This window comes from Streptomyces sp. BA2, from assembly GCF_009769735.1.
Taxonomy (GTDB): domain Bacteria; phylum Actinomycetota; class Actinomycetes; order Streptomycetales; family Streptomycetaceae; genus Streptomyces.
The window spans coordinates 6069205-6095037 of record NZ_WSRO01000002.1 but is presented as its reverse complement, the minus strand read 5'-3'; the positions used below and the strand labels follow the sequence as shown (position 1 = coordinate 6095037).

Here is a 25833-nt window from a genome sequence, read left to right as displayed (position 1 = left end):
ACAAGCCTCGGGCAGGCACGGCCCACCGAGGATTCAACCAGGTTCCCGCGCCGAAGCGCAGAGCACGTCAGCGGATCTGCGAAGTGCCCTGCAGTGTGCCCTCGATGGGCGAGGACGCCGAGGTGCGCGCCGGGTCCACCCCGCCGCCCGAAGCCGCGCCCTTTGAAGCCACCCCGCCCAGAGTCGGCACGGTGCCGCCGGGGACTGCGGGAGGGACCGGCCGGATCAACGGGGACATGATCGCCGCGCCGGTCAGCATCGGCGCCGCGAGCTGATGCTGGACGGACCCCGGATCGGGCTGCTGGACATGAGGACCGCGCGCGGGCACTCCGGGCAGCAGAGGCCCGGTGGCCTGTGTCGGCGCGACCGGCGCCGCGAGGACTCCGGGACGCTGGCCCTGCACCGACAGCGGTCCGCTGCCACGGCGCCGGACGGAATCGGGAGCGGTGGCGGCCCCCGCGCCCGGCGAACGCATCGGCGACGCATTGCTGTTGCCGCTGCCCGAACTGTTGGTGCTGCCCGAGCTGTTGGTGCTGCCCGAGCTGTTGCTGGTGCCCGAGCCCGCGCGCGGGTCACCGGGGTCGGCGGGGATGCCTGTCGTGACACCGCCCAGCGCTATCGCGGCCAGCGACACCGCGCCCGCGGCGGCGAAGGCGAACCGCCGCCCGCGCCACAGCGACCGCTCGGCCTCGTGACGGCCCACGTCTCGGCGGTCGACGTCATGGATGCGGAAACCGCGCCCCGAACTCGGCAGCACCGCGGCATGCGCACCCGCGGGGGCATAGCCGAAGGTCTCGGGCCGCACACCGAAGACTCCGCTCGGGGGCAGCCCTGACTCGCTGTCCGAGGTGGCGAAGCCGCCGCTTCCAGGGGGTCTTGGGCCGGAAGGAGGCTCACTGCCACCGCCGGGAAGGCCTTGGAGCCGGGCGAGGAAACTCTCGGAGGGAGGCGGCGGCGCCACCTCGGCGAAGACACTCTTGAGCCGCCGCTGCGCATCGGCCTCGGTCTTGCACTTCGGACAGGTCGCGAGATGAGCGAGAACCCGCTCACGCGCGTCATGGCCCAACTCACCGTCCACCAGGGCGGCGAGTCGGTCCCCCAGATGCTGCTCGGCCAGATGCCGCTCAACAGGATTCGACCGTGATCCACTCACGCGGTCGCGCCCCCTCCTCCCAGCGCCACGGCTCCTGCGAGCGAGCGACGCTCGGCGCGGGCTTCGGGCGACCGGTGCTGAAGGGCCTTGCGCAGCTGCGAGCGGCCACGGTGGATACGGCTGCGGACCGTGCCCAGCTTGACGCCCAGGGTCGCGGCGATCTCCTCGTACGAGAGACCTTCGATGTCGCACAGGACCACTGCCGCGCGGAACTCGGGAGCGAGGGTGTCGAGCGCCTGCTGCACGTCCGCGTCGAAGTGCGTGTCGTTGAAGACCTGCTGCGGCGACGGCTCACGGCTCGGGAGGCGCTCGGCCGCGTCGTCACCGAGGGCGTCGAAACGGATGCGCTGCTTGCGGCGCACCATGTCCAGGAAGAGGTTCGTGGTGATGCGGTGCAGCCAGCCCTCGAACGTGCCGGGGGTGTAGGTCGACAGGGACCGGAAGACACGGACGAAGACCTCTTGCGTGAGGTCCTCGGCGTCGTGCTGATTGCCGGTCAGGCGATACGCCAGGCGATAGACCCGTCCGCTGTGCGTGCTGACGATCTCCTCCCAGGTGGGCGGAGTCCACGCCTGCGAATCCGCATCAGCGGCAAAGGTCGCGGTCTGAGCGGAGCTGGCAGCGTGGAATCGGTCAGCGGTGTCGGTCACGGATTTCGGCTCACCCACCAACCTGAGGAAGCGCTTCAGCGCTCCTCTCCGATTCGCGGACGCAGCCGCACCTCCCCTGTCGGCTCTGGTGGTGTCCAGTGGAGCCCCTACCATAACCACCTCGCCCGTTAGCTCCGGATAAGCGTTTTTACTGGAATTTGGTACGGGCTTCCTGCCAGCTGTCCTGCCTGGTCGAAGGGCCCGCGGCCAGTCTTGATCCATTCGTTACCCCCGGCGTCCGCCTACCCCTACTAAACGCCCGGTCCCATCTGCGGGTTCCCACCCCCAACGGATACAGTCACGGCCAGGCATCCACGGGGACAGGAGAGGGCCATTACCGGCAACCGGCAGACGAGCTGGGCGTTCGCCGACGCCTTTGTCGCCGAGGACGAGGCCACGCGCTGGGCCCGTGACCGGGCCCAGGAGGCAGGGCTGCCCTCGGTGTCTCCCGGTACCGGCGCCGCGCTGCGCATGCTGGCCGCCACGGCGGACGCCAAGGCCGTCGCCGAGATCGGGACGGGCACGGGCGTGTCCGGGCTCCACCTGCTGCACGGGATGCGCCCCGACGGCGTCCTGACCACCGTCGACCCCGAGCCCGACCGCCAGCAGTTCGCCCGTGAGGCCTTCCGCGCCGCCGGTTTCGCCGGCAACCGCGCACGGTTCATCCCCGGCCGCGCACTCGACGTACTGCCCCGCCTCGCGGACGGCGGATACGACCTCGTGTTCTGCGACGGCGACCGCACGGAGTACCTGGACTACCTCGCTGAATCGTTGCGCCTCCTTCGGCCGGGCGGGCTCGTCTGCTTCGAGGGCGCCTTCTCCGACGGCCGGACGGTGGACTCCGGTCCGCAGCCCGCCGAGGTGCTGCGCATCCGCGAGCTCCTGCGGACCGTGCGCGAGAGCCAGGACCTGATGCCGGCGTTGCTCCCGGTGGGCGACGGCCTGCTCTGCGCCGTAAAGCGCTAGCCACCCTGCGGAGGGCGAGCGCATTCACCTGCGGGCCCGTCGTGGCTTGTCTCGCAGTTCCCCGCGCCCCTTCGAACCCCGGACATAGCACTGCCCCGGCTCGTTTGTACGATGCCGGGGCAGTGAAAAAGTGTGGGCGCTTCCGCGTCAGCCGACGACCTTCTTCAGGGCGTCGCCGAGTGCATCGGCCTCGTCCGGAGTCAGTTCGACGACAAGTCGTCCGCCGCCTTCGAGCGGAACGCGCATGACGATGCCCCGCCCCTCCTTGGTCACCTCGAGCGGGCCGTCGCCCGTCCGCGGCTTCATGGCCGCCATGCTCGTTCCCCTTCCTGAAACCAGCTCATCGCAGCCGACAACCCAGGTGTCACCGGCATCGAACACATTGCTTCCAGGCCATTATCCCGCATGGCAGGACCCGATGACCAACATCGGTCTGCATCGCTTGCGCAACGCGCGCCCGCAAAACCACTCAATTCGGCGATGTGGCTGCGATACTTCGCCGCCTCTTACGCCTCCACGGCCGGGAATTCTTTGACGCAGGTCACATATCTCCCCTCATGTCGGAGCCGGATGATCTCCGTCATGCTGGGCTCGGACAAAGATGACCGGCGCAGGACCACTGGAGGGGATTCACCATGGCCGACACCGTGCTCTACGAGGTGAGCGACGGGCTCGCGACCATCACGCTCAACCGCCCCGAGGCGATGAACGCGATGAACACCGAGGCCAAGGTCGCTCTGCGAGAGGCGGTGCAGTCGGCCGAGTCGGACCCCGCGGTCCGTGCCGTACTGCTCACCGCGACCGGGCGCGCCTTCTGTGTGGGGCAGGACCTGAAAGAACACGTCGGTTCCCTCATGGCGGACCGCGAGGCGGGCACCGGGCGGACGATGAGCACGGTGCGCGAGCACTACAACCCCATCCTGAGCGCGCTGACCGGGATGGCCAAGCCGGTCGTCGCTGGGGTCAACGGCGTCGCCGCCGGGGCGGGCCTCGGCTTCGCGCTCGCCGCCGACTACCGGATCGTCGCGGACACCGCGCGCTTCAACACCTCCTTCGCCGGGGTCGCGCTGACCGCCGACTCGGGCGTCTCCTGGACGCTGCAGCGCGTGATCGGGCCCGGCCGCGCGAGCGACCTGCTGCTGTTCCCGCGCAACATCAGCGCGCAGGAGGCGTACGACCTGGGCATCGCCAACAGGGTCGTCCCCGAGGCCGAGTTGGCGGTCGAGGCCCAGAAGCTGGCCCGCACCCTGGCCGAGGGCCCGACCCTCGCCTACGGGGCCCTCAAGGAATCGCTCGCCTACGCGGCGGGCCACACCCTGAAGGAGTCCCTGGCCAAGGAGGAGGAGCTCCAGGCGAAGGCGGGCGCGTCCGAGGACCACGCGATCGCCGTCCAGGCGTTCCTGGACAAGGCGAAGCCCAAGTACCTCGGCCGCTAGGGCCCAGCGGGACTAACTGCCCACGGGGACGCGGATCACGCAGTCCTCCAGGTGGTCGTTCACCAGGCCGCAGGCCTGCATCAGGGCGTATGCCGTCGTGGGGCCGACGAATCGGATGCCGCGCTGCTTCAGGGCCTTGGACAGGGCCGTGGACTCGGGCGTGATCGCCGGTACGTCGGCCAGCGCGGTCGGCGCCTTGCGGGAGACCGGGTCCGGCGCGTGCGACCAGATGAGCTCGTCGAGCTCTCCCTCGGACCAGTCGGCGAGCACGCGCGCGTTGGCGAGGGTCGCATCCACCTTGGCGCGGTTGCGGATGATGCCGGGGTCGGCGAGGAGGCGCTCCCGGTCGGTGTCCGTGAACCGCGCGACCTCGGCGATCTTGAAATCGGCGAAGGCGGCGCGGAAGCCCTCGCGGCGGCGCAGGATGGTGATCCAGGAGAGGCCCGACTGGAAGGCCTCCAGGCAGAGCCGTTCGTACAGGGCGTCGTCCCCGTGGACCGGGCGGCCCCACTCCTCGTCGTGGTACGTCACGTAGTCCTCGGTCGAGAGGCCCCAGGGGCAGCGCAGTCTGCCGTCCGGGCCCGCCACGGCGTCGCCGCTCATCGGCCGTCCTCCTCTTCCGCAGCGTCCTTCGGGGCCGGCTCGTCCTGGAGCGTGGCCGGGGCGTGCGTCTTGAAGAGGCCGGGGCCGCCGACCGCGGTGGCCTGGGCGCCGGCGAGTGCCGCCTCCAGCTCCGCGATGTGGGCGTCGCGCTCGGCCAGTTCGGCGGCGAGGCGGCCGAGGGCGTCGTCCACGTCCGCCATGCGATAGCCCCGCAGAGTCAGCGGGAAGCGCAGTGCTTCGACGTCCGCGCGGCGCAGGGCACGGTCGGGCGGCAGCGGGTCGACGAACCGCTCGGCCGCCACGTCGGGCAGCGCGGCGCGCTCCCCGCCGCCCACCACGGCCAAGGTCACCGCGCCGACCACCACGACGAGGGCGATGACCAGGAACAAGAACAAGACCATCTCTTCGGGCCCCCACGCTCGACTGCCGTGCTGAAACTGTCAGAGTCCGATCGTGCCATGCGCCTGTGACAGTTAAGGTCGCAGGCGGCCGGACCACGGCACCGACGAAGGAGGCTCACAGGGGATGCTCAGGCTTGGCAGGCGTGAATTCGACGCGCACGAGCCGGTGATCATGGCGATCGTGAACCGGACCCCTGACTCCTTCTACGACCAGGGCGCCACGTTCCGCGACGAGCCCGCGCTCGCACGCGTGGAGCAGGCGGTGTCGGAGGGCGCTGCCATCATCGACATCGGTGGGGTCAAGGCCGGTCCGGGCGATGAGGTGACGGCCGAGGAGGAGGCGCGGCGGACGGTCGGTTTCGTCGCCGATGTGCGCAAGCGGTTCCCCGATGTCGTCATCAGCGTTGACACGTGGAGGCACGAGGTCGGCGAGGCGGTCTGCGAGGCCGGCGCCGACCTCCTGAACGACGCGTGGGGCGGGGTCGATCCCCGGCTCGCGGAGGTGGCGGCGCGCTACGGCGCGGGCCTGGTGTGCACGCACGCCGGTGGCGCCGAGCCGCGGACCCGCCCCCATCGGCTGACGTACGAGGACGTCATGGCGGACATCCTCTCGGTCACCCTCGGCCTGGCCGAGCGCGCGGTCGCGCTCGGGGTGCCGCGTGAGTCCGTGATGATCGATCCGGGGCACGACTTCGGGAAGAACACGCGGCATTCGCTGGAGGCGACGCGGCGGCTCGGGGAGATGGTGGAGACCGGCTGGCCCGTGCTTGTGTCCCTGTCCAACAAGGACTTCGTCGGCGAGACGCTCGACAAGCCGGTCAAGGAGCGCGTGGTGGGGACGCTGGCCACGACCGCGGTCTCGGCGTGGCTGGGCGCGCAGGTGTACCGGGTGCACGAGGTCGCGGAGACCCGGCAGGTCCTCGACATGGTCGCCACCATCGCAGGCCACCGGGCCCCGGCCGTGGCTCGGCGGGGGCTGGCGTAGGAGCGGGAACGACCACCGGGCGGGCGGACCGGAAGCCCGCCCGGCCAGGGCCTAGCGGCCGACTTCCTTGGTCACCAGGGTGACCGCCTCGTCCACGTCGTCCGTGATGTGGAAGAGGTGCAGATCGTGCTCCGACGCCTTCCCGCCGGCCACCACCGTGTCGCGCAGCCAGTCGACGAGTCCGCCCCAGTACGCCGAGCCGAAGAGGACGATCGGGAAGCGGGTCACCTTGCGGGTCTGGACGAGGGTGAGGGCCTCGAAGAGCTCGTCCAGGGTGCCGAGGCCGCCGGGCAGGACCACGAAGCCCTGCGCGTACTTCACGAACATGGTCTTCCGTACGAAGAAGTAGCGGAAGTTCACGCCGATGTCGACGTGCTCGTTCAGGCCCTGCTCGAAGGGCAGCTCGATGCCGAGGCCCACGGAGACTCCCCTGGCCTCGCGCGCGCCCCTGTTGGCCGCCTCCATGGCGCCGGGGCCGCCCCCGGTGATCACGGCGAAGCCCGCGTCGACCAGGGCCTTGCCGATGCGGACGCCCGCCTCGTACTCGGGCGAGCCCGGCGGCGTGCGGGCCGAGCCGAAGACGCTGATGGCGCTGGGGAGTTCGGCGAGCGCGCCGAAGCCTTCCACGAACTCCGACTGGATGCGCATGACCCGCCAGGGGTCGGTGTGCACCCACTCCGACTCGCCCTCGGCGCCGGTGTCGAGGAGCCGCTGGTCCGTCGTGCCGGGGGTGATCTGCTCACGCCGCCGCACCACGGGCCCCAGGTGCTGCTCCTCCGGCGGGTCCTGTCCTTCTGGACTACCCATGAACGTCCCCTTCCGCTGACGGTCTTGCTCGACGTGCTGCTTCAGCGTAGGTCTACGGGCGTTACGGGCGACGGATCCTTATGGGAAATCAGGATGTCAGCCAGGCGCTCAGCCGCTTCTCGGCCTCCGGGATCAGCGAGGCCTTCACGCGCTCGTCGATCTTGTGGGCGAGCAGCGGGTTCCCCGGGCTGTAGTTCACGGCGGGCACGCCGAGCGCGCTGAAGCGGGAGACGTCCGTCCAGCCGAACTTGGGCAGCGCCTCGCCGCCGACCGCCGCCATGAAGGCCGTGGCGGCCGGGTGGTCGAGGCCGGGGCGCGCCCCGCCCGTGTGGTCGTCGACGACGAACTCGTCGATCCCGCAGTCGGCGAAGTAGTCGCGCACGAAGGCGAGCGCCTCGTCCTCGGTGCGGTCGGGCGCGTAGCGGAAGTTGACGACGACGGTGCACTCGTCGGGGATGACATTGGTGGCGACGCCGCCCTCGACGCCTACGGCGTTGAGGCCCTCGTGGTACCGCAGGCCGTCGACCACCGGCTTGCGCGGCTCGTACGCGGCGAGCTTGGCCAGGATCGGCGCTGCCTTGTGGATGGCGTTCGAGCCCATCCACGCGCGCGCGGAGTGCGCACGCGTGCCCTTCGTCTTCAGGTGGACGCGCAGCGTGCCCTGGCAGCCGCCCTCGACCTGGTTGTCCGTCGGCTCCAGGAGGATCGCGAAGTCCCCGGCGAGCCAGTCGGGGTGGGCATCGGCGACATGGCCGAGGCCGTTCAGGTGTGCGGCGACCTCTTCGTTGTCGTAGAAGACGAAGGTGAGGTCGCGGTTCGGCTCGGTCACGGTCTGCGCGATGCGCAGCTGGATCGCGACGCCCGACTTCATGTCGCAGGTGCCGCAGCCCCACAGGACGCCGTCCTCGTCGAGGCGGGACGGGACGTTGTCCGCGATCGGGACCGTGTCGATGTGCCCGGCGAGGATCACGCGCTCGGCCCGGCCCAGATTCGTGCGGGCCACCACGTTGTTGCCGTGCCGGTCGACCGTGAGGTGCGGCAGGCGGCGCAGGGCCGTCTCGATCGCGTCAGCGAGGGCTTTCTCCTCGCCGCTCGGCGACGGGAAGTCGACCAGCTGGGCGGTGAGGGCGGCAGCGTCGAGCGTGAGGTCGAGCGAGGCGTCGTGTGAGGTCTGGGCCATGGCTTCGACCCTAACGCCCCTCGGCGCGCGGCCTTGTCGGTGGCCTCCAGTACCTTGGTCGCGTGCCTGAGCCCCCCACCCCCGTCCGGCGCGGCCGCCTCCTTCGTATCGGGGCCGCCGTCGCGGTCCTGCTCGCCCTCGTGGGCTATGTGGTCGTGCAGTACGTCTTCGGGGGCAAGGCCGATCCGCGCTGCCGGGTCGTCTCGGGCAACGGCGACGGCGCGAGTTACGAATTCGGCGCGGAGCAGGCGCAGAACGCGGCGACGGTCGCCGCCGTGGGCACCTCGCGCGGCATGCCGGAGCGCGCGGTCACCATCGCCCTGGCGACGGCCCTCCAGGAGTCGGGTCTGCGCAACATCAGCCATGGCGACCGGGACTCGCTCGGCCTCTTCCAGCAGCGGCCCTCGCAGGGCTGGGGCAACGAGAAGCAGATCATGGACCCGGCGTACTCGGCGGCGCGTTTCTACGCCCATCTCAAGGACGTCCCCGGCTATTCACGGCTGCCCCTGACCGTCGCCGCGCAGCGCGTGCAGCGCAGCGGCTATCCGCAGGCGTACGCGAAGCACGAGCCGGACGCCGCGCTGCTCGCCGCCGCGCTGACGGGCCGCGCGCCCGCCACCCTCACCTGCGAGGGCCGCACGGCCGACGAGCCGGGCGACCCGGCGAAGGTGCGGGCCGCCCTGGTCCGGGACTTCGGCCGCGACGTGGCGCCGGAGGGCGGCAGCGGCGGCACGGTCACCGTGCCGGTGAACGCCACGGCGGGAGGCGCGGAGGGCGGGGCCGGGAAGCGGGGCTGGGAGCTCGCGCACTGGGCGGTCGCCCAGGCGTCCACGCTCGGCATCGAGCGCGTCTCGTACGGCGGCCGGGAGTGGAGCGCCGCGCAGTCCGAGAAGGAATGGCGCAAGCCGGGCAAGGCGTCCGCAACAGACACAGATGGTCAGCGCACCGACGCCGGAACCGGCGCGGGCGAGGTCCGAATTGTCATTGGGCAGTAGTACGGCGAGTCACCCGATCGAGTAACGCTGATCACGCACGGGCGATGCACCGCCCAGACTTTCGCGCGCCGCTTCCCACACCCGCCCGACCCCTTGCGAACACAGGGCATTGACGATTCAGCACCCTCCCACCGGCTGATCCTTTTGCCCGTTTTTATCCACAGCCGATTATGCGATGCATTGCCAATTCTTTACGTTGAGCCACCGCAACCTTCGAGGGCTTCGAGCGGTAGTCACTGCGTCCAAGCGCCGGAGCCCATTCGGCCGGACACACCCACGTTCTCTCCCGTCTGAAGGAGCATCATGTCCCTCCCCCTGACCCGCCGGATCGCCCGCGCCGCGCTGCTCATCGCAGCGGGGGCGGCTCCCGTGGTCGGTGCGGCCGGCTCCGCAAGCGCCGCCGAGCTTCCGGCCACCCCCGACCTGGGCGGTGTGACCGCCGTGGACGGTGCCGGTCTGGGCAACACCGTCGACAGCGCGGCTCAGAACACCACCGGTCTCGCGGGTGAGACCGGCAGCAAGGCCGTGAAGAAGGGCGTCCCGGCCGCGGGCAAGGTCGTCGGATCGGGCGCCAAGACCACCACCCCCGTCGCGCAGAAGGCCGCGGGTGACCTCGCGGGCAGCGCCGGTGACGTGGTCGGCGACACCGCGGGCACGGCCACCGAGGGCGGCCTGCCGACCGACGCCGTCGGCGAGGGCCTGCCGACGGACGCGGTCACCAAGGGCGGACTGCCCACCGACCAGCTGCCGGTCAAGAGCCTGCCGCTCGGCTGACAGCCGCGCACCCGAGAGGGCCCGGAGCCACTGGCTCCGGGCCCTCTTCGCGTCGGCCGCCTCAGACCTCACCCGTCCGTGCCGGCCGCCCGCACGCCTCACCCGTCCCTCTGCGCCTCGACGAGCACCTCGCCCGCCGCCGTACGGAAATACAGCACCGCCCGCCCCGTACGCCGCCTTCGCACGAGGCCCGCGTCCAGCAACACCCTCAGATGGCGGCCCACCGAGCCGAGCCCCTGCCCTGTCAGCGTCACCAGCTGCGAGGTGCTCATCGGCGTCGCGAGGAGCACGAGGACGCCCGCCCGCGCGGGACCCAGGAGCCTGCCGAGCGGCTCGGGCACCGCCGTCGCCCGGTCCGCGTCCGCGAGCACCCCCGAGCACGGGTACACCACCGCGTAACGGTCCGCCGCGTCCCACGACACCCAGCCCTGCCGGGGCGTCACCGGCACGAAGAGGAGGCGCGCCCCGGAGGTCTCGCGCGGCGGGTGCTCGTGGGTGTTGATCTGGAGCCTGCTCTCCCCCAGCCAGCGCATCCCCGGCCGCATGCCGTTCAGCGCCTCGGCCCAGCCGCCCTGGCTCAACTGGGCGGTGCGCGCCACGACATCGGCCTCGATGACCGTACGGACACGGGGCCACCTCGGCAGCACCGTCCGCGTCCACACCCACTCCAGGAGGTCGGCGAGCAGCTCCGGCAGTCCGGGGCGCAGGAGTGCCGGGGGAAGCGGGCCGCCGTAGGACACCGTCAGGTGGGCGCGTGCGGTCGCGTCGGAGGTGTCGCGGATCCGCGCCAGCTCCTCGGCGAAGGAGGCGTCACCCTCGCCCGTGGGCGTCGGCGTGAGGAAGTCCGCGATCCAGCGGGTCCGCTCGCCGAGAGCGGCCCGCACCAGCGCCGCGAGGCCGGGCTCGGCGGCCAGTCGCTCGCGGTAGGCCGCCAGATGGGCGTCGAGCCAGCCTCGCTCCCCCGGGTGCGTGGCCGTGCGCCGCTCCAGGGAGAAGAGGCTCGCGGTCGCCTCGGCCAGCGGCGAGACGACGAAGCGGCTGCCCGCGAGGGTGTCCGCGTTGACCTGCCACCAGCCCATGCCACCGCCCCGCCCCCGCGCACCTTTCGCCACCGCGCGAAACATTAACTCCCGTGCGCGAAGCCCCCGAAGACTCCCCCGCATGCGCACCTACCGCGAGCTCTTCCGCACCCCGGAGTTCACCCCGTTCTTCCTGACCGCCTCTTTCCTGGCGGCGGCCCAGACGGTGAGCGGCCTGGCCCTCGGCACGCTGATCTACGACAGGACCGGCTCGCCGCTGCTCTCCTCGCTCGGCATGTTCGGCCCCGCACTCGCCCAGGTCGTGGGCGCCGCCTGTCTGCTGTCGGCGGCCGACCGGCTGCCGCCGCGCGGCGCCATGGCGGGCCTCGCGCTGTTCTTCGCCCTGGCCACCGCGGCCCAGGCCGTCCCCGGCCTGCCGCTGTGGGCCGCCTTCGCACTGCTCCTGGTGCTCGGGAGCCTGGCCGCGCTCGGCGGTGGCGTGCGCTACGGGCTGCTCAACGAGATCCTCTCCAGGGAGGGTTACCTCCTCGGCCGCTCAGTGATCAACATGTCGAACGGCACCATGCAGATCTGCGGCTACGCGCTCGGCGGGGCCCTGGTCGCGGTGTTCTCGCCGCGCGGCACGCTGCTCGCCGGCGCCGCGCTCTATCTGGCCGCCGCGGTCGCCGCGCGCCTCGGTCTCACCCGCAGGGCGCCGCGCACCGGCGGACGCCCCTCGATCGGCGCGACCTGGCGCACGAACGCGGTGCTGTGGGCGTCCGGGCCGCGCCGCTCGGTCTATCTCGCGCTGTGGGTGCCCAACGGCCTGATCGTGGGCTGCGAGTCGCTCTACGTGCCGTTCGACCCCGGACACGCGGGGCTCCTGTTCGCCTTCGCCGCGTTCGGGATGCTCGCGGGGGACGTGCTGGCCGGGCGGTTCCTGTCGCGCCGGTGGCGGGAGCGGCTCGGGGCGCCGCTGCGGCTGCTGCTCGCCGTGCCGTATCTCGTCTTCGCGCTGCGGCCGGAGCTGCCCCTCGCGCTCGCGGCGGTGACGCTCGCCTCGGTCGGGTTCTCGGCGAGCCTGCTGCTTCAGGAGCAGCTGATGGCCCTGACGCCGGACGAGCTGAGCGGGCACGCCCTTGGCCTGCACACCTCCGGGATGCTCACGATGCAGGGCGTGGGCGCCGCGCTCGCGGGCGCGATCGCCCAGCTGACGTCGGCTCCGGCCGCCATGGCCGTGCTTGCCATGGCGTCCGTCGCCGTCACGCTCGCCCTCGCGCCAGGCCTGCGGTCAGCGGCTCAGGCGAGCCGCTCGACCGCCGCGGCCACGCGCTCGTCCGATGCCGTGAGCGCCACGCGTACGAAGCGGTCGCCCGCAGGGCCGTAGAAGTCGCCGGGCGCCACGAGGATGCCGAGCCGCGCGAGGTGTCCGACGGTGTCCCAGCAGGACTCGTCGCGGGTCGCCCAGAGGTAGAGGCTCGCCTCGCTGTGCTCGATACGGAAGCCGTGCTTCAGCAGGGCGTCGCGCAGGGCGGTGCGGCGGGCCGCGTACCGCTCGCGCTGTTCGTGGACGTGCTGGTCGTCCCCGAGCGCGGCGACGACCGCCGCCTGCGTCGGCGCCGACGTCATCATGCCGCCGTGCTTGCGGATCTGCAGCAGGGCGCCGAGTACGTCCGCGTCACCGGCGACGAACGCCGCGCGGTAGCCCGCGAGGTTCGACCGCTTGGAGAGCGAGTGGACGGCGACGATCCCCTCGTACGAACCACCGCACACGTCCGGGTGGAGGACCGAGACCGGCTCCGCCTCCCAGCCGAGCTCCAGGTAGCACTCGTCGCTCACGAGCAGTACGCCGTGCTCGCGCGCCCAGGCCACGGTGCGGATCAGCTCGTCCTTGGACAGGACACGGCCGGTGGGGTTGGAGGGTGAGTTGAGCCAGAGCAGTTCGAGGTTCGTCGGGTCGAGGTCTGTCGGGTCGTCGTACGCGACGTACTCCGCGCGGGCCAGGCGCGCGCCCACCTCGTACGTCGGGTAGGCCAGGCGCGGGTAGGCGACGACGTCGCCCGGGCCCAGGCCCAGCTGCGTCGGGAGCCAGGCCACCAGTTCCTTGGAGCCCACGATCGGGAGCACGTTCCGGTGCGTGACGTCGCGCGCGCCGAGGCGCCGCTCGCACCAGACCGTGATCGCGTCGCGCAGCTCGGGCGTGCCCCAGACCGTCGGGTAGCCCGGCGAGTCCGCCGCCGCGATCAGCGCTTTCTGGATCAGCTCCGGGACCGGGTCGACCGGGGTACCCACCGACAGGTCGACGATGCCGCCGGGGTGGGCGGCCGCCGTGGCCTTGTACGGCTCGAGCTTGTCCCAGGGGAAGGTGGGAAGGCGATCGGAGACTACGGACACGTGCTGACTCCCGTACTGCGTGTACGTACTGCGTGTATGGAATGCGTGCAGGGAAAATGCCTCGGTCCCGTACGGCGACTTGTGCCGTACGGGACCGGGGCGGCGCTTCAAGCTGCCGTTACTGGTTCTGCGGCGGCAATGCGGCGATGAAGGCGTGGTCGCGCTCGATCAGGCCGAGCTTGCTGGCACCACCGGGCGATCCGAGCTCGTCGAAGAACTCGACGTTCGCCTTGTAGTAGTCCTTCCACTCTTCCGGAGTGTCGTCTTCGTAGAAGATCGCCTCGACCGGGCAGACCGGTTCACAGGCTCCACAGTCGACGCATTCGTCCGGGTGGATATACAAGGACCGGGAGCCCTCGTAAATGCAGTCGACCGGGCACTCCTCGATGCACGCCTTGTCCTTGACGTCGACACAAGGCTGCGCGATGACGTAGGTCACGCTGTCGTTCCTCCTCGATACGGGCGTTGGCGGGCCGTCCTCAGGCTCCGCTCGCCTGGCGCGCGGGAGCGCGGCGTCGTCGATGCCCGCCTCTAGTATCTCCGTTCCCGGGCATGATCCGAACAGGAGGGGCGTACAGAGCTGTGGAATTCACTGCGGGCGGACGGCTCGAGGTCCGAATTACCCCTGCTGACGTGGGTAAACGGGTATCGATCAGGCGCCTCGACGACGGGTCGAGGACGGGCGGTAAGTTCACTGACACGGTGGGTGTTCTCACATCGTGGAACGACGGTGTGGTACTGATCACACGCCGTGACGGTGAGCGTGTCCGGATCGCGGAGAGTGCCCTGGTGGCCGGCAAGGTCGTCCCCGCGGCCCCGGCCCGCAGGCGCGGCCCCGCCGCCTCCTACGCGGAGCTGGCACGCGTGTCCGCGCGCGCCTGGCAGCCCGTCGAGAGCGAACCGCTCGGCGAGTGGGAGCTGCGGGCGGCGGCCGGATTCACCCGGCGGGCCAACTCGGTACTCCCGATGGGCGATCCGGGACGGCCGCTGGACGAGGCCCTCGCGTACGTACGCCAGTGGTACGAGGAGCGGGAGCTGCCCGCGTACATCCAGACCGCGACCGGGGCCGAAGGCACCCAGGAGCTGCTCTGCGCGGAGCTGGAGGAGCGGGGCTGGGAGCGCGAGGTGAGCGCCGAGCTCCACATCGGCGCTCTCGCGCCCCTCGGCGACCTGGACGTGCCCGGAGCAGGGGCGGAACAGGTGCGGCTCTCGCGGTCCTTCGACGAGGCGTGGCTGCGGCGGTACAAGCGGTTCGGGGTCCCCGGACCGCATGTGCTCAAGGTGCTGGCGGGCGGCCCCTCGGTGTGGTTCGCTTCCGTGCCCGGGGCCTCTCCTGACGCGGGGCCCGCGGCGATCGGGCGGTGCGTCGTGGACGGGCGCTGGGCGGGATTCATGGCGGTCGAGGTGGATCCGGGGCACCGCAGGCAAGGACTGGCGACAGCGGTGATGGCCGCGCTGTCCCGGCAGGCGCTCGCCGAAGGCGCTTCGGCGGCCTGGCTGCAGGTCGAGGACGACAACGAGGGTGCGCGGGCGCTGTACGGCGGTCTTGGCTTCGCCGCGCACCACACGTACCACCACTATCGATACCCGTCGGCTCGGTAGCTTCTACCGGTCGGCTCGGTAAGTAAGGCACGAGGCACGCATGCACGAGGAGTCAAGGACCTGGCCTCAGCGGCGGTTCGCGGAGGAGGCCAGGTCCGAGCGGCCCGACCTGTCCCTGCTGTGCCTCCTGGTGAGCGCGGAGGCGGATCCGGAGCTCGGCGACGACGACATCGACGCGGCGCAGGTCGAGCTCGACCGGCTCGCCGGGCAGCTCCCCTACCGCCCCGGCGGGGCGCGGGAGTGGGCGGCGGCGCTCGCCGAACTCCTGGGCGCGCGCTGCGGGTTCATGGGGACACCGGCCGACTACCAGCGTCTGGAGTCCTCCCTCCTCCACGAGGTGCTCGAGCGCCGCCGCGGCCTGCCGATCCTGCTCTCAGTGGTGTGGATCGAGGTGGCACGCCGGGCGGGCGCCCCCGTCTACGGCGTCGCGCTGCCCGGCCACTTCGTGGTCGGCTTCGGCGCCCGCGAGGAGCAGGTGCTCGTCGACCCGTTCGCCGGCGGGCGCCTCCTCACGGGCGCGGACGCGGAGCTGCTCGTCGCCGGGTCGTCGGGCGGCACGGTGTCCGCCTCGATGCTGACGCCCGCCGATCCGCTGAACATCGTGCTGCGCATCCTCAACAACATCCGCGCGTGGGCGGCGGCCCGCCCCGAGCGCTCGGACGTCGCGCTCTGGGCGGTCGAGCTCTCCCTGCTGCTGCCCGCCCACCCGGCACGACTGCGCTACGAAAGGGCCCAACTCCTCGTCCAGCGCGGGGACTTCCTCGCGGGCGCGGCGGAGCTGGAGGAGTACGCCGACGTGGTGACGGCGGTGGAGCCGACCACCGCGGACCGGGTGCGGGACCAGGCGCGGGCCGCGCGGGCCATGCTCAACTGACTCGGCCGACGGCTCGCGCGCGGGCGTAGCGCCCCGGTGCGATGCCCACCACCCGCTTGAAGTGCCGGGTGAGGTGCGACTGGTCGTAGAAACCGGCGGCGGTCGCCACCTCGCCCGGCGGCTGCCCCGCCAGGAGGAGACGGCGGGCGCGGTCGACACGGCGGGACATCACGTACTGGTGCGGTGCGATGCCGAAGGCCCCGCTGAAAGCACGTACGAGATGGGTGGGGTGGGCGTGGACCAGGCGTGCGGCCTCCTCCAGTGTCACGCCTTCGAGCAGCCGCTCGTCGAGCAGGTCGCGCAGGTCCCTGGCGACGCCTCGGCCGGTGTCGCCAGGGGTGTCGGTGGCGCCCGGGGTGCCGGCGGTGATCCTGGGGCGCAGGTGCCCGCGCAGCCGCTCGCCGATCAGGGCCAGGCGGCTCTCCCCCTCCAGCTCGTCGCCCCGGCGGGCAAGGGCCGCGTGCAGCAGGCCCACGCGCTTGCGCAGGACGGGGTCGATCAGGTCGGGGCCGTCCACCGCGGGGCCGATGAAGCTCGCGTCCAGCTGCGTCATGTCCAGGTACAGGACGCGCTTGCGGAAGCCGTCGGGGGTGGCGGGCGAGCCGTTGTGCGGGACCTGGGGCGGGAGCAGGGAGACGGTGTCCCCCGGTGTGCCGTGAACGCGCCGGTCCAGGTCGTAGCGGACGGCTCCGTCGTCCACGATCAGCAGGGTCCACGCGTCGTGGACGTGCATCGGGTACGCGTGCTCGGTGAAGTGGGCGTGGAAGACCTCCACGACACCCGCGACCGGCGGGCGCCATGCGGATATCTCCTGCCGGGCCACCATGCAAAGAACGTACAAGACGCGGCGGCGCTCGACTCGGCAGTCTCGAAGCATGAGAACCACCGCTGAGACAGACATCGCCGGGACGGAGTCCGCCGGGGTCACGGGCGAGGCACCCGTCCGCTTCGACACGAAGATCGCCGTCCTGCTCCGTGACGACCTGGAACCCTGGCAGCGCCTGAACGTGACCGCGTTCCTCGTCAGCGGGCTCGGCACGGCGGCTCCCGAGGTGATCGGCGAACCGTACGAGGACGCCGACGGGACCCCCTACCTGCCGATGTTCCGCCAGCCCGTCCTGGTCTTCGAGGGGTCGAAGGAGACGCTGACCACCGCGCACGGACGTGTGCTGTCCCGTTCCCTGCCGCGGGCGGTGTTCACGTCCGACCTGTTCGCCACCGGCAACGACCGGGACAACCGGGCCGCGGTGCGAGCCGTGCCTTCGGATCAGCTCGACCTGGTGGGGATCCTCGTCCACGGCCCGCGCAACGCGGTCGACAAGGTCCTCAAAGGGGCCCGGATGCACCGTTGACCGACGGGGGCAGCGGCGCGGGCAGAGATCGGAGCGCTATCGATCGGCCCGGCAGGGCACGAAGCTCCTATGCACCCCCAATCCCCGGAGCGGCGACGCCTCTTCGCCGATCAGGCACGGTCCGCGCGGCCCGATCTCGCGCTGCTGTGCCTGCTGATCGGCGCGGAGGCGGACCCTGATCTCGACGACGCGGGCATGCGCACGACGCGGCGCATCCTCGACCGCCTTGCCGACCAGCTGACCGAACGGCTGCCCGACAAGGCCGACGGCCCCCGGTCCTGGGCCATCGCGCTGGCCGAACTGCTCGGCACGCGCTACGGATTCAAGGGCAGGCCCGGCGACTACCAGCACCTTCGGTCAGCGCTGCTGCACGAGGTGCTCCGGCGGCGCAGAGGCCTGCCGATCCTGCTTTCGGTGGTGTGGATCGAGGTCGCACGCCGGGCGGGCGTACCCGTCCACGGGGTGGCCCTGCCCGGCCACTTCGTGGTCGGCTTCGGCGCGCGCGACGAGCAGGTCCTGGCCAATCCGTTCGCGGGCGGGCACGTACTGTCGCCCATGGACGCGGAGTTGCTCGTGGCGGGGGCCACGGGTGCGCCGCTCGTGCCGTCGATGCTGAGCCCCGCGGGGCCGCTCGACATCGTCCTGCGCGTCCTCAACAACATCCGCGCGTGGGCGGCGGCCCGCCCCGAGCGCTCGGACGTCGCGCTCTGGGCGGTCGAACTCTCCCTGCTGCTTCCGGCGCACTCCGACCGGCTGCACTACGACCGCGCCCAACTCCTGGTCCAGTGCGGCGACTTCATGGCGGGCGCCGCCGAACTGGAGACGTACGCCGATGCCCTTGCCACCACCGACGAGGAGGCGGCGGTGCGGCTGCGCCAAGAGGCACACGGGGCGCGGGCGATGCTGAACTGACGCCCTGAGCAGGACAGTTCAGAGCCAGCCCTTGTCCCGGGCGACCTTCACCGCCTCGGCGCGGTTGCGCACGGCCAGCTTCTGGATCGCCGTCGAGAGGTAGTTGCGGACCGTGCCCGGGGAGAGGTGCAGGGCCGTGGCCAGCTCGGCGTTGGTGGCGCCGTCGGCCGCCGCGCGCAGGACCTCGCGCTCGCGGTCGGTCAGCGGGTTGGCGCCACCGGCGAGCGCGGCCGCCGCGAGCGTGGGGTCGATGACGCGCTCCCCCGCGAGGACCTTGCGGACGGCCTCGGCTAGCTGGGCCGCGGGCGCGTCCTTGACCAGGAAGGCGTCGGCGCCGGCCTCCATGGCGCTGCGGAGATAGCCGGGGCGGCCGAAGGTGGTGAGCACCACGATCTTCAACTCGGGGAGCTCCGCGTGGAGTTCGGCCGCGGCCTCGATGCCCGTGCGGCCGGGCATCTCGATGTCGAGGAGCGCCACGTCCACCGCGTGTTCGCGTGCCGCCGCGAGCACCTCGTCGCCGCGGGCCACCTGAGCGACGACCTCGATGTCCGGCTCCAGGCCGAGCAGCGCGGCGAGGGCCTCGCGGACCATCGACTGGTCCTCGGCGAGGAGCACCCTGACGGTGCCCTTCGCACTGTTCGTACTCATGCGGAAGATCCTAGGGCGGAGGCGCCGGGCGCCGGTTCCGTGCCCCGGTCCAGCGGCACCCTGGCGGTGAGCCTGAACCCCCTGCGGGCGCCGGGCCCCGCGTCGAGGACGCCGCCGACCGCCTCCACACGCTCGGCCAGGCCCGTCAGGCCGTTGCCCCGGACCGTGGAGGAACCGCCCCTGCCGTCGTCCTCCACGGACAGCTCGACCATCGGCCCGTCGAGGGTGTGCCGCGACATGAACGCCACCGTGCAGCGGCGCGCACCGCTGTGCCGCACGACGTTCGTCACCGCCTCGCGCAGCGCCCAGGCCAGGGCCGTCTCCCCCTCTTCGCCGGGCAGGGCGGCGGGCGCCTGAAGCGGTACGTCGGCCTCGACACCGGCGGCCGTGAGCGCCGTGCGCGCGCCCGCGAGCTCACCGTCGAGGGTGCGCCTGCGGTAGCCGGAGACCGCCTCGCGCACGTCCACCAGGGCCTGGCGGCTGACCTGCTCGATGTCCGCCACCTGCTGGGCGGCCTTGTCGGGGTGGGCCGGGAGCATCCGCCCGGCGAGCTCGCTCTTCAGCGTGATGAGGGAGAGCGAGTGGCCGAGGAGGTCGTGCAGATCACGGGCGAGCCGCAGCCGTTCCTCGTTCGCGGCCAGTTGGGCGACGGTGGCCCGTGCCTGGCGCAGCTGGATCGTCGTACGCACCAGCTCGCGCACCCCTGTCATCGCGAAGCCGACCAGGAGCGTGAGGACGGCGAGACTGCCGAGCAGGTCCCCGATGCTGTCGGTGCGCAGGCCGACGGCGATCATCACGCCGGTGACCGCCGGAATGACCCACATCGCGTACCGCATCGGCAGCACGGCCCCGGCGGACACGGCCACGTACACGAAGAGTCCGAGCCAGGCCGTGCCGAAGGCGAACGAGAGGACGACCGCGAGCGTGAGCAGCGTTCCGAACGACACGTGCACCACACGCCAGTCGAGCACCCTGGAGGTGTAACGGAAGACCAGGGTCAGATAGCAGCACACGAAGGCGGCGAGGCCCAGCCAGCCGAGCGCCGTGGCCACGCCACCGTGCTCCGCGCCCACCAGGTCCTCCACGGGGCCGGCCAGGAAGACCAGCCAGATGCCGATCCAGAGCCCTTTGGTCAGCAGCTGGCGGCGGCCCGCCACCGGGTGGCCGAAGCCGTCCAGCGGGTGGGCCCGCTCACCGCGGTCGGAGGGGTGGGCCCGCTCGGAGTGGTCTGTGTCGCTCACGCCTTCGATGTGTCCTTCCGGTACAGCCATGCCGCGCCGCCCGCGAAGAGGACGAAGTACCCGATGAGGAGCACGATGTCCTTCGCGTGCGGGGCGTCGCCCAGTTCGATGGCCTGTCCGAGGGCAGCGTACGCATGGGTCGGCAGCCAGGACGCGACGTCGCTCAGCCACTGCGAAAAGGTCGCCGTGGGCATCCACAGGCCGCCGAGGACGGAGAGCCCGAAGTACACGATCATCGTGATCGGGCGGACCGCGTCGCCGGTGGCGAGATAGCCGATGGCCACGCCGAGCGCGGCGAAGCAGAGGCTGCCCGCCCAGATCGCGCCGGTCAGGGCCAGCCACTGCCAGGCCTCCAGGCGTACGTCCTTGACTACCGCGGCGACCACGAACACCACGACGATCGACGGCAGGCTGACCACGGCGGCGCTCGCGGTCTTCGCGATGACGTAGCCGCGCCCCGGCAGGCTCGTCAGGCGCAGCTGGCGTACCCAGCCGCTCTCGCGCTCCTTGGCGATGCGCTCGCTGTTGCCCATGAGGACGGCGGTGAGGGCGCCGAACGACGCCATCGACACCATGAAGAAGGCGGGGAGCGCGAGCCCCGTGTCGCCGACCATGTCCGTGCCGCTCTGGCCGCCCGCGATGATCAGGAAGAGCATCGACGGATAGATGACCGAGAAGAAGAGGAACTTCTTGTTGCGCAGGGCGCGGATGATCTCCAGCTTGATCAGCATGTCGTGGCCTCCTTCTTGGCCTCCTCCGCCGCGGTGATCGCCACGAAGGCCTGCTCAAGGCCGAGCCCCGCGACCTCAAGGTTGCGAGGGTAAAGACCGAGCCCGTAGAGCGCGTGCACGGTGGCGTCGGCGTCCGTCGACTGGAGCCGTACGGTGTGGCCTGACACGTCGACGGCGGTGAGGAACGGCAGGACGCGCAGCTTCTCCGCGAGCGCGGCGTCCAGCTCGGGGAGGTCGAAGGCGACCCTCCGCGCCCCCGCCTTCGCCTTGATCTCGGCGGCCGTGCCGTCAGCGAGGAGACGGCCTCGGTGCAGGACGAGGACCCGGTCCGCGATCGCGTCGGCCTCCTCCAGGTAGTGCGTGGCGAACAGGACCGTGCGGCCCTGTTCGGCCTGCTCGCGCATGGTCGCCCAGAAGGCCTGGCGCACGGTGACGTCCATGCCGGTGGTCGGCTCGTCCAGGACGATCAGGTCGTTCGCTCCGGCGGTCGCGAGGGCGAAGCGGACGCGCTGTTCCTGACCGCCGGAGAGCTTGTCGACCTTCCGGTCGGCGAGCTGGGTGAGGCCCGCGGCGGCCAGCACGTCGTCCGCGCGGTACGGCCTGGGGTGCAGATCGCAGGCGAGCCGCACCAGCTCGCGGACGGTGACCTCCGCCATCAGGCCGCCGCTCTGCAGCATCGCGCCGACACGGCCCGCGGTGATCGCCTCGCGCGGGCTCGTGCCGAAGACCCGCACGGTGCCGCTGTCCGCGTGCCGCAGGCCGAGCAGCAGGTCGAGCGTGGAGGACTTGCCGGCGCCGTTCGGTCCGAGGAGGGCGACCGTCTCGCCGGGGTGGAGTTCGAGCGTGAGGTCGTCGACGGCGCGTACGTCCCCATAGCTCTTGGTCACCTGGTCGAAGCTCACTGCTTTCATGTGATCCATCGTCGCCAAGGGGCGGCGGGCGGCGGCAGTGTCGTGTGTGCCGAGTCCGGGATGACAGATGTCATGCGGAAGGCCGGACGATTCACTTCCGTGAGCCGTCCGGCCTCCGTCGTTCTGTACGTACGGACAATCAGCTGGCGTTCGTCTCGATCACACCGATCCGCTCCGCAGGCGTCTTGCCGATCAGCGCCTTGTTCATCGCGGCGGCCACGTCCGTCGGCTGGACCGGCGTCTTGTCGCCGTTGCCGCGCTGGATCAGGACGCCGTCGAAGACGTTGCCGTACAGCTTCTTGAGCTCGGCGGTGTTGTAGTGCACCTGCAGCGTGCCGTTGTCGAGCACCTTCGTCTCGAGCACCTTCGGCAGGGACTTCGCCGGGCCGAACGGGATCGAGGCGTTGCCCGCCTTGATCGTGACGTTGGCGGACATGGCGGGCTTCGCGAAGCGCGTCATGAACTTGTCGACCTCGGCGTTCGGGACGGTCGGCTTGCGGGTCGTGACGGGCACCTCGACGGTGCCGGCGCTGCCGGTCTCGACCTGCTTCTTGTACGCCTCCGAGACGGCCGTCGTCGACGCGGCGACGTCAATGCCCTTGCCCGCCTTGCCGTACACGGGGACGGCCTTGCCGGGCACGAACTTGACCGTGCCCTCCTTGGCCGATCCCGAGCCGCCCGCGGCGCGCTCCAGGGCGGCCGCCAGCTTCTCCTCGTCCACGGGCATGACCGGCTCGGCGACGCGCGCGCCGCCGAAGAGCGATCCGATCACCGATACGGGGTTGTAGTCGCTGCCGGCGGCCTCGCGGACGGTCGCCTGGCTGTCCAGGGTCAGGCCCGCCTGGTCAGGCTTGAGCGTGACCGTCTCGCCGTCGACCGACAGCTTCAGGGGCTTGGCGACGTCCTCGCCGATCGCCGCGTCGAGCTTCTTCACGGCCTCGTCGCGCGTGCCGCCGCCGATGTCGACGCCGAGCACGGTGGTGCCCTTCGGTACGTCGGCGTGGTTCATCAGAAGACCGGCGCCGTAAGCACCGCAGGCCACGACGACCACGGCGACGGCCACCAGAACGAGCTTGTTGCGCCCCTTCTTCTTGGCCGGGGCCGCGGCGACGGGCACGTTCGGCTGCACCGGCTCGGGCAGCTTGGGCGGGGTGTGCGGCACGGGTCCGTCACCCTGCGGGCCCGCGGCGAACGGCGAGTTCTGCGCGGGCGGCACGACGGGGATGCCGCTGGTCAGGGTGTCGCCGGAGACATTGGCTCCGGGAGAGGGCGCGCTCGGGCCGCCGGGGATGGAGCCGGGGCCGCCGCGTACCGGGCCGCCGTTGGGGCCCTGGACGGGGCCCGCCTTCTGCGGCGTGAGGATGGCGGTGTCGTCGCCCATCGCGGGCACGCCTGTGCCTGCGCCTGAACGAGGGCCCGGATTGGCCGGGTTGGGGCGGGCGCCCGGGTTGGGGCGATTGCCGGGGTTGCCCGGACCGCCCTGGTTCGGCGGAGCCAACGGGTTCGCCCGGCCTGCCGGGTTGGCCTGGTTCGCCGGGTCGGACGGATCGGCGGGCTTCGGCGCCAGCGGGCCTTCACCGGTCATCGGTCCGCTGGTGGGCCCCGACGGGCCACGGCCGCCATCACCCGCGCCGCCTCCGGAGAAGTACGGCAGGTCCCCGCGCTGCGGGTCGCCGCCCTGCGGCGCACCCGTGCCGAGCGGTCCCGACGCCACGGCGCCGGACACGTCGAAGGAGCCCGTACCGGAGCCGTTGCCGCTGCCGTTGCTCCCCGAACCGGCGGGCCCGGACGCACTCTTGCGCGGCGCGAACCAGTCGCTCGTCTTCTCCTCGGCCGGAGCGGAAGCGGACGACGACCCGGCGGAGGAAGATCCGGCGGGCGCGGAGCCCGAAGCGGGCATCCCGGCGGAACCGGGACCGCCCGCGCCGTTCGCGGACCCCGCGGCCCCCGGACGCCCCGCGCCGTCCCCGGCGTCGGAGCCGTTGGCCCCGCGACCCGGGCCCGCGTCCAGCGGACGCGAGGCACCCGCGTCGCTGTCCGTGACGGGCGTGCGCATGACGACCGGTGGGATGGGCCGCGACCCGGGGATGTTGATCCGGATACGCGTCGTCAGCGTGGTCTCGGTCTTGGGATCGTCGGGCCGCTCATCGGCGGCCTGCCGCTGCGCGCCGTCCACGGCGCCGTCCGACGCGGCACCCTGCGCGGGGGAGCCGTACGGCGGCGTCCCCGAGGGGTAAGCGGCTCCACCGCGCCCCTGGGGCCCGGAGGACGAACTGTCAGTTTCACGACTCAAGGCAGGTTCTCCCGGTTGGCTCCGCCGCCCGTGCTCCCCGCGCGGAGGGGAATTTCCCCCGGCCGGAGGCTGGGGGAGGCTCGGCGGCGCGCACCACCATACTGGCCGCCGTCGGCACTCATCCTGTGACCGCCGTCAAACCCGTGCGGGACGCGGCCTGAAGCGGTACGTCACTTGCCAAGTCGGGCGGCGGGCCCGCCTGGTTGCGGCCGCTGGCCGAGGGTGGCACACATCACAGCTACCGCCATCCCGCCGAGCAGGAAGGCGTACGAGCCGAGTCCCGCGCCGAAGAGGAAGTCCCCCTCGGGCCGGCTGGCCGTGAGCAGCATGACGGAGACGAGCCAGCCCGCCGCGGGCGCCACCGCCCCCGCTCTGCCGCCAAGGGCGAGCACCCCTCCGTAGAAGAGCCCGGCGGCCCCGAGGAGCGCGAGCAGCAACCCGCCCGGGAACCAGCCCCCTTGGACGAGCGCGCCGGCCGTGCCGACGACCGCGCCAAGCACGAAGAGGCCTCCGTAGGCGGCGAAACGGCCGAGGTTCAGCGGCTGAGCGAGGGCGCTGCCGCCCGGTGGGGAGGCAGCGGACGACGCGCCAGGAGCCGACGATGACGTAGCACGCGAACGAGTACTCACAGCGTCGTCACCCCGTCGCGTCCGGCGTCTTCGAGCCCCGCGAACAGATCCGTCTCACGCTCACCCTCCACCGCACCGGCCTTTCCTCGCACCAACTCGTAGTACTCCACATCAAAGATCGGCTGCGCGAGTCCGTTCGACAGGACGAAGAGCGGACCCTGCACCTCGATCTGCGTGGCGTGCGCGCGCATCGCCGCCGCCTTCGCCTGCGCGAAGGCGGTCCCGTCGATCTCCGCCGTGATCCGTCCGTCGTCCGTCACACCGGGGACGTCCGCGGCCACGCCGGGGGTCGTGAACGGTGAGTGCCGCAAAGCGCCCTCCATCCAGCGGAACCGCTCTTCGACGACGGAGCGCGGCGCGCGGTTCCAGTAGATCTTGCCGATGGTGTGCGGTTCGCCGAGATCCGCGCGGAAGGCGCCCTCGGCCGCGAGGTCAGCGGCGCGCATCGCGACCCGGTGGGCCTGGATGTGGTCGGGGTGGCCGTACCCGCCGTCCGGGTCGTAGGTCACGAGCACCTGGGGCCGCACCTCGCGGATCACCTCGACGAGGTGCGCGGCGGCGTCGTCGAGATCGGCGGACCAGAAGGCGCCCGCGCGGTGGTTCTGCTCGGTGCCCATCATCCCGGAGTCGCGGTAGCGGCCGGTGCCGCCGAGGAACCGGTGGTCGGTGACGCCCAGCTCCTTCATCGCGGCGGCCAGCTCGCCGATGCGCTGCGGGCCGAGCGCGTCCTCGCGGTCGGGCGCGAGATGGGCGAGGCCGGGCGGGATGACCTCGCCCTCCTCGCCCAGCGTGCAGGTCACCAACGTGACATGGACGCCGTCGGCCACGTACTTGGCCATCGTCGCGCCGTTGTTGATCGACTCGTCGTCGGGGTGCGCGTGCACGAGCAGCAGACGCCGGGCGGGCAGTTCCGTCATGGGACCACCCTACGAGCACCCCGCGCAGTGATCAGAACGTGATGCGGCTGGATCCGAAATGGACCAGAAATGGACCAGAAATGGATCAGAACTTGATGTCGCCGATCATCCCCGCCACGTTCGTCGTCAGCTCGTTGATCGTCGGGGCGATGGAGGAACTCGCCAGATAGAAGCCGAGCAACACACAGACGATCATGTGGCCCGTCTTCAATCCTGACTTCTTGACCAGCAAGAAGACAATGATCGCCAGCAGCACCACCGCCGAAATCGAGAGTGCCACGGCGGCTCACCTCCAAGTCCCAGACCCTGCACCAGTGCGGACGCCAGCAGGTTCATACCCACTAAGCGCTACGGATCATA

The 25833-nt window shown here is 71.7% G+C and carries 29 protein-coding genes; 10 read left to right on the top strand and 19 right to left on the bottom strand.

Going from position 1 to position 25833, the window contains the following annotated elements:
• Positions 1-67: 67 nt before the first annotated feature.
• Both E5671_RS30350 and sigE read right to left on the bottom strand, forming a co-directional pair.
• Positions 68-1153: a zf-HC2 domain-containing protein gene (locus tag E5671_RS30350; RefSeq protein WP_160507071.1), complete on the bottom strand. Its 1086-nt coding sequence runs from the start codon at positions 1151-1153 to the stop codon at positions 68-70.
• Positions 1150-1917, bottom strand: coding sequence for an RNA polymerase sigma factor SigE (gene sigE / locus E5671_RS30345; protein WP_160507070.1), 768 nt, complete (start codon positions 1915-1917; stop codon positions 1150-1152). Before sigE ends, E5671_RS30350 begins: the two co-directional genes overlap by 4 nt.
• A 153-nt stretch (positions 1918-2070) precedes the next feature.
• On the opposite strand from sigE, the gene E5671_RS30340 reads away from it, so the two are divergent.
• A complete protein-coding gene (locus tag E5671_RS30340; RefSeq protein WP_160510505.1) occupies positions 2071-2769 on the top strand; it encodes a class I SAM-dependent methyltransferase in 699 nt (232 codons plus the stop codon).
• A 147-nt stretch (positions 2770-2916) separates the two neighbouring features.
• Here E5671_RS30340 and E5671_RS30335 read toward each other — a convergent pair whose 3' ends face one another.
• Entirely contained in the window at positions 2917-3084 is a 168-nt protein-coding gene (locus E5671_RS30335; protein ID WP_003966491.1) for a DUF3117 domain-containing protein, read from the bottom strand.
• 320 nt (positions 3085-3404) lie between these two features.
• On the opposite strand from E5671_RS30335, the gene E5671_RS30330 reads away from it, so the two are divergent.
• Complete coding sequence (locus E5671_RS30330; RefSeq protein ID WP_160507069.1) at positions 3405-4205, top strand: enoyl-CoA hydratase/isomerase family protein; 801 nt, start codon at positions 3405-3407, stop codon at positions 4203-4205.
• 12 nt (positions 4206-4217) lie between these two features.
• On the opposite strand, the gene E5671_RS30325 is transcribed toward E5671_RS30330, so the two are convergent.
• Both E5671_RS30325 and E5671_RS30320 read right to left on the bottom strand, forming a co-directional pair.
• Complete coding sequence (locus tag E5671_RS30325; RefSeq protein ID WP_160507068.1) at positions 4218-4808, bottom strand: DNA-3-methyladenine glycosylase I; 591 nt, start codon at positions 4806-4808, stop codon at positions 4218-4220.
• On the bottom strand, positions 4805-5209 hold the full coding sequence (locus E5671_RS30320) for a DivIVA domain-containing protein (RefSeq protein WP_160507067.1): 405 nt from the start codon (positions 5207-5209) through the stop codon (positions 4805-4807). Before E5671_RS30320 ends, E5671_RS30325 begins: the two co-directional genes overlap by 4 nt.
• A 124-nt stretch (positions 5210-5333) precedes the next feature.
• Here E5671_RS30320 and folP point away from each other — a divergent pair, with 124 nt between their 5' ends.
• The gene (gene folP, locus E5671_RS30315) at positions 5334-6194 is read left to right on the top strand and encodes a dihydropteroate synthase (RefSeq protein WP_160507066.1); all 861 of its coding nucleotides are present in this window, start codon (positions 5334-5336) and stop codon (positions 6192-6194) included.
• Between the two features lie 51 nt (positions 6195-6245).
• On the opposite strand, the gene E5671_RS30310 is transcribed toward folP, so the two are convergent.
• Together E5671_RS30310 and dapE are read right to left on the bottom strand one after the other, a co-directional pair.
• Positions 6246-7001, bottom strand: coding sequence for a TIGR00730 family Rossman fold protein (locus tag E5671_RS30310; RefSeq protein ID WP_160507065.1), 756 nt, complete (start codon positions 6999-7001; stop codon positions 6246-6248).
• An 88-nt stretch (positions 7002-7089) separates the two neighbouring features.
• The gene (gene dapE, locus E5671_RS30305) at positions 7090-8181 is read right to left on the bottom strand and encodes a succinyl-diaminopimelate desuccinylase (protein ID WP_160507064.1); all 1092 of its coding nucleotides are present in this window, start codon (positions 8179-8181) and stop codon (positions 7090-7092) included.
• 62 nt (positions 8182-8243) lie between these two features.
• Here dapE and E5671_RS30300 point away from each other — a divergent pair, with 62 nt between their 5' ends.
• Together E5671_RS30300 and E5671_RS30295 are read left to right on the top strand one after the other, a co-directional pair.
• Positions 8244-9176 (top strand): heavy metal transporter, encoded by a 933-nt coding sequence (locus E5671_RS30300; protein ID WP_160507063.1) that lies wholly within the window; start codon positions 8244-8246, stop codon positions 9174-9176.
• Positions 9177-9479: 303 nt separating this feature from the next.
• Complete coding sequence (locus E5671_RS30295) at positions 9480-9950, top strand: ATP-binding protein (RefSeq protein WP_160507062.1); 471 nt, start codon at positions 9480-9482, stop codon at positions 9948-9950.
• Positions 9951-10048: 98 nt separating this feature from the next.
• Here the strand turns inward: E5671_RS30295 and E5671_RS30290 are convergent, their stop codons facing one another.
• Positions 10049-11029 carry an ArsR family transcriptional regulator gene (locus E5671_RS30290; RefSeq protein WP_160510504.1) on the bottom strand — a complete coding sequence of 327 codons (981 nt, stop codon included), beginning with the start codon at positions 11027-11029 and terminating at the stop codon, positions 10049-10051.
• Between the two features lie 82 nt (positions 11030-11111).
• On the opposite strand from E5671_RS30290, the gene E5671_RS30285 reads away from it, so the two are divergent.
• On the top strand, positions 11112-12356 hold the full coding sequence (locus E5671_RS30285) for an MFS transporter (RefSeq protein WP_160507061.1): 1245 nt from the start codon (positions 11112-11114) through the stop codon (positions 12354-12356).
• Here E5671_RS30285 and E5671_RS30280 read toward each other — a convergent pair.
• Entirely contained in the window at positions 12269-13363 is a 1095-nt protein-coding gene (locus E5671_RS30280; RefSeq protein WP_160507060.1) for a bifunctional succinyldiaminopimelate transaminase/glutamate-prephenate aminotransferase, read from the bottom strand. The genes E5671_RS30285 and E5671_RS30280 overlap by 88 nt on opposite strands.
• A 118-nt stretch (positions 13364-13481) precedes the next feature.
• Positions 13482-13802 (bottom strand): ferredoxin, encoded by a 321-nt coding sequence (fdxA, locus tag E5671_RS30275; protein WP_030573070.1) that lies wholly within the window; start codon positions 13800-13802, stop codon positions 13482-13484.
• A gap of 143 nt (positions 13803-13945) precedes the next feature.
• Between fdxA and E5671_RS30270 the strand changes: the two genes are divergently transcribed.
• Positions 13946-14965 carry a GNAT family N-acetyltransferase gene (locus tag E5671_RS30270; protein ID WP_160507059.1) on the top strand — a complete coding sequence of 340 codons (1020 nt, stop codon included), beginning with the start codon at positions 13946-13948 and terminating at the stop codon, positions 14963-14965.
• A 40-nt stretch (positions 14966-15005) separates the two neighbouring features.
• Positions 15006-15839 (top strand): transglutaminase-like domain-containing protein, encoded by an 834-nt coding sequence (locus E5671_RS30265; RefSeq protein ID WP_160507058.1) that lies wholly within the window; start codon positions 15006-15008, stop codon positions 15837-15839.
• On the opposite strand, the gene E5671_RS30260 is transcribed toward E5671_RS30265, so the two are convergent.
• The gene (locus tag E5671_RS30260; protein ID WP_160507057.1) at positions 15832-16665 is read right to left on the bottom strand and encodes a helix-turn-helix transcriptional regulator; all 834 of its coding nucleotides are present in this window, start codon (positions 16663-16665) and stop codon (positions 15832-15834) included. The genes E5671_RS30265 and E5671_RS30260 overlap by 8 nt on opposite strands.
• A gap of 49 nt (positions 16666-16714) precedes the next feature.
• On the opposite strand from E5671_RS30260, the gene E5671_RS30255 reads away from it, so the two are divergent.
• Positions 16715-17191 (top strand): DUF2000 domain-containing protein, encoded by a 477-nt coding sequence (locus tag E5671_RS30255; RefSeq protein WP_160507056.1) that lies wholly within the window; start codon positions 16715-16717, stop codon positions 17189-17191.
• Between the two features lie 69 nt (positions 17192-17260).
• Positions 17261-18103, top strand: coding sequence for a SirB1 family protein (locus tag E5671_RS30250; RefSeq protein ID WP_160507055.1), 843 nt, complete (start codon positions 17261-17263; stop codon positions 18101-18103).
• Between the two features lie 18 nt (positions 18104-18121).
• Here the strand turns inward: E5671_RS30250 and E5671_RS30245 are convergent, their stop codons facing one another.
• The 8 genes from E5671_RS30245 to E5671_RS30210 form a co-directional block, all read right to left on the bottom strand.
• The gene (locus E5671_RS30245) at positions 18122-18751 is read right to left on the bottom strand and encodes a response regulator transcription factor (protein WP_160507054.1); all 630 of its coding nucleotides are present in this window, start codon (positions 18749-18751) and stop codon (positions 18122-18124) included.
• On the bottom strand, positions 18748-19929 hold the full coding sequence (locus E5671_RS30240; protein WP_237330777.1) for a sensor histidine kinase: 1182 nt from the start codon (positions 19927-19929) through the stop codon (positions 18748-18750). Before E5671_RS30240 ends, E5671_RS30245 begins: the two co-directional genes overlap by 4 nt.
• Before the next feature lie 59 nt (positions 19930-19988).
• Positions 19989-20723, bottom strand: a complete 735-nt coding sequence (locus E5671_RS30235; protein WP_160507052.1) for an ABC transporter permease — start codon at positions 20721-20723, stop codon at positions 19989-19991.
• Positions 20717-21643: an ABC transporter ATP-binding protein gene (locus E5671_RS30230; RefSeq protein ID WP_160507051.1), complete on the bottom strand. Its 927-nt coding sequence runs from the start codon at positions 21641-21643 to the stop codon at positions 20717-20719. Before E5671_RS30230 ends, E5671_RS30235 begins: the two co-directional genes overlap by 7 nt.
• 130 nt (positions 21644-21773) lie before the next feature.
• Entirely contained in the window at positions 21774-23927 is a 2154-nt protein-coding gene (locus E5671_RS30225) for a hypothetical protein (protein ID WP_160507050.1), read from the bottom strand.
• A 170-nt stretch (positions 23928-24097) separates the two neighbouring features.
• The gene (locus E5671_RS30220; RefSeq protein ID WP_160510503.1) at positions 24098-24466 is read right to left on the bottom strand and encodes a DUF6113 family protein; all 369 of its coding nucleotides are present in this window, start codon (positions 24464-24466) and stop codon (positions 24098-24100) included.
• 86 nt (positions 24467-24552) lie between these two features.
• Complete coding sequence (mshB, locus tag E5671_RS30215; protein ID WP_160507049.1) at positions 24553-25473, bottom strand: N-acetyl-1-D-myo-inositol-2-amino-2-deoxy-alpha-D-glucopyranoside deacetylase; 921 nt, start codon at positions 25471-25473, stop codon at positions 24553-24555.
• An 85-nt stretch (positions 25474-25558) separates the two neighbouring features.
• Positions 25559-25753 (bottom strand): hypothetical protein, encoded by a 195-nt coding sequence (locus E5671_RS30210; protein WP_160507048.1) that lies wholly within the window; start codon positions 25751-25753, stop codon positions 25559-25561.
• Between the last annotated feature and the right edge of the window lie 80 nt (positions 25754-25833).

Excerpts from the sequence above, each read along its gene's own strand:
- E5671_RS30285 (WP_160507061.1), top strand. The coding sequence starts at position 11,112 with ATGCGCACCTACCGCGAGCTCTTCCGCACCCCGGAGTTCACCCCGTTC.
- E5671_RS30295 (WP_160507062.1), top strand. The coding sequence starts at position 9,480 with ATGTCCCTCCCCCTGACCCGCCGGATCGCCCGCGCCGCGCTGCTCATC.
- E5671_RS30250 (WP_160507055.1), top strand. The coding sequence starts at position 17,261 with ATGCACCCCCAATCCCCGGAGCGGCGACGCCTCTTCGCCGATCAGGCA.
- E5671_RS30255 (WP_160507056.1), top strand. The coding sequence starts at position 16,715 with ATGAGAACCACCGCTGAGACAGACATCGCCGGGACGGAGTCCGCCGGG.
- sigE (WP_160507070.1), bottom strand. The coding sequence starts at position 1,917 with ATGGTAGGGGCTCCACTGGACACCACCAGAGCCGACAGGGGAGGTGCG.
- mshB (WP_160507049.1), bottom strand. The coding sequence starts at position 25,473 with ATGACGGAACTGCCCGCCCGGCGTCTGCTGCTCGTGCACGCGCACCCC.
- E5671_RS30290 (WP_160510504.1), bottom strand. The coding sequence starts at position 11,029 with ATGGGCTGGTGGCAGGTCAACGCGGACACCCTCGCGGGCAGCCGCTTC.
- E5671_RS30230 (WP_160507051.1), bottom strand. The coding sequence starts at position 21,643 with ATGGATCACATGAAAGCAGTGAGCTTCGACCAGGTGACCAAGAGCTAT.
- E5671_RS30320 (WP_160507067.1), bottom strand. The coding sequence starts at position 5,209 with ATGGTCTTGTTCTTGTTCCTGGTCATCGCCCTCGTCGTGGTGGTCGGC.
- E5671_RS30265 (WP_160507058.1), top strand. The coding sequence starts at position 15,006 with ATGCACGAGGAGTCAAGGACCTGGCCTCAGCGGCGGTTCGCGGAGGAG.
- dapE (WP_160507064.1), bottom strand. The coding sequence starts at position 8,181 with ATGGCCCAGACCTCACACGACGCCTCGCTCGACCTCACGCTCGACGCT.
- E5671_RS30310 (WP_160507065.1), bottom strand. The coding sequence starts at position 7,001 with ATGGGTAGTCCAGAAGGACAGGACCCGCCGGAGGAGCAGCACCTGGGG.
- E5671_RS30325 (WP_160507068.1), bottom strand. The coding sequence starts at position 4,808 with ATGAGCGGCGACGCCGTGGCGGGCCCGGACGGCAGACTGCGCTGCCCC.
- E5671_RS30330 (WP_160507069.1), top strand. The coding sequence starts at position 3,405 with ATGGCCGACACCGTGCTCTACGAGGTGAGCGACGGGCTCGCGACCATC.
- E5671_RS30245 (WP_160507054.1), bottom strand. The coding sequence starts at position 18,751 with ATGAGTACGAACAGTGCGAAGGGCACCGTCAGGGTGCTCCTCGCCGAG.
- E5671_RS30235 (WP_160507052.1), bottom strand. The coding sequence starts at position 20,723 with ATGCTGATCAAGCTGGAGATCATCCGCGCCCTGCGCAACAAGAAGTTC.
- folP (WP_160507066.1), top strand. The coding sequence starts at position 5,334 with ATGCTCAGGCTTGGCAGGCGTGAATTCGACGCGCACGAGCCGGTGATC.
- E5671_RS30260 (WP_160507057.1), bottom strand. The coding sequence starts at position 16,665 with ATGGTGGCCCGGCAGGAGATATCCGCATGGCGCCCGCCGGTCGCGGGT.
- E5671_RS30335 (WP_003966491.1), bottom strand. The coding sequence starts at position 3,084 with ATGGCGGCCATGAAGCCGCGGACGGGCGACGGCCCGCTCGAGGTGACC.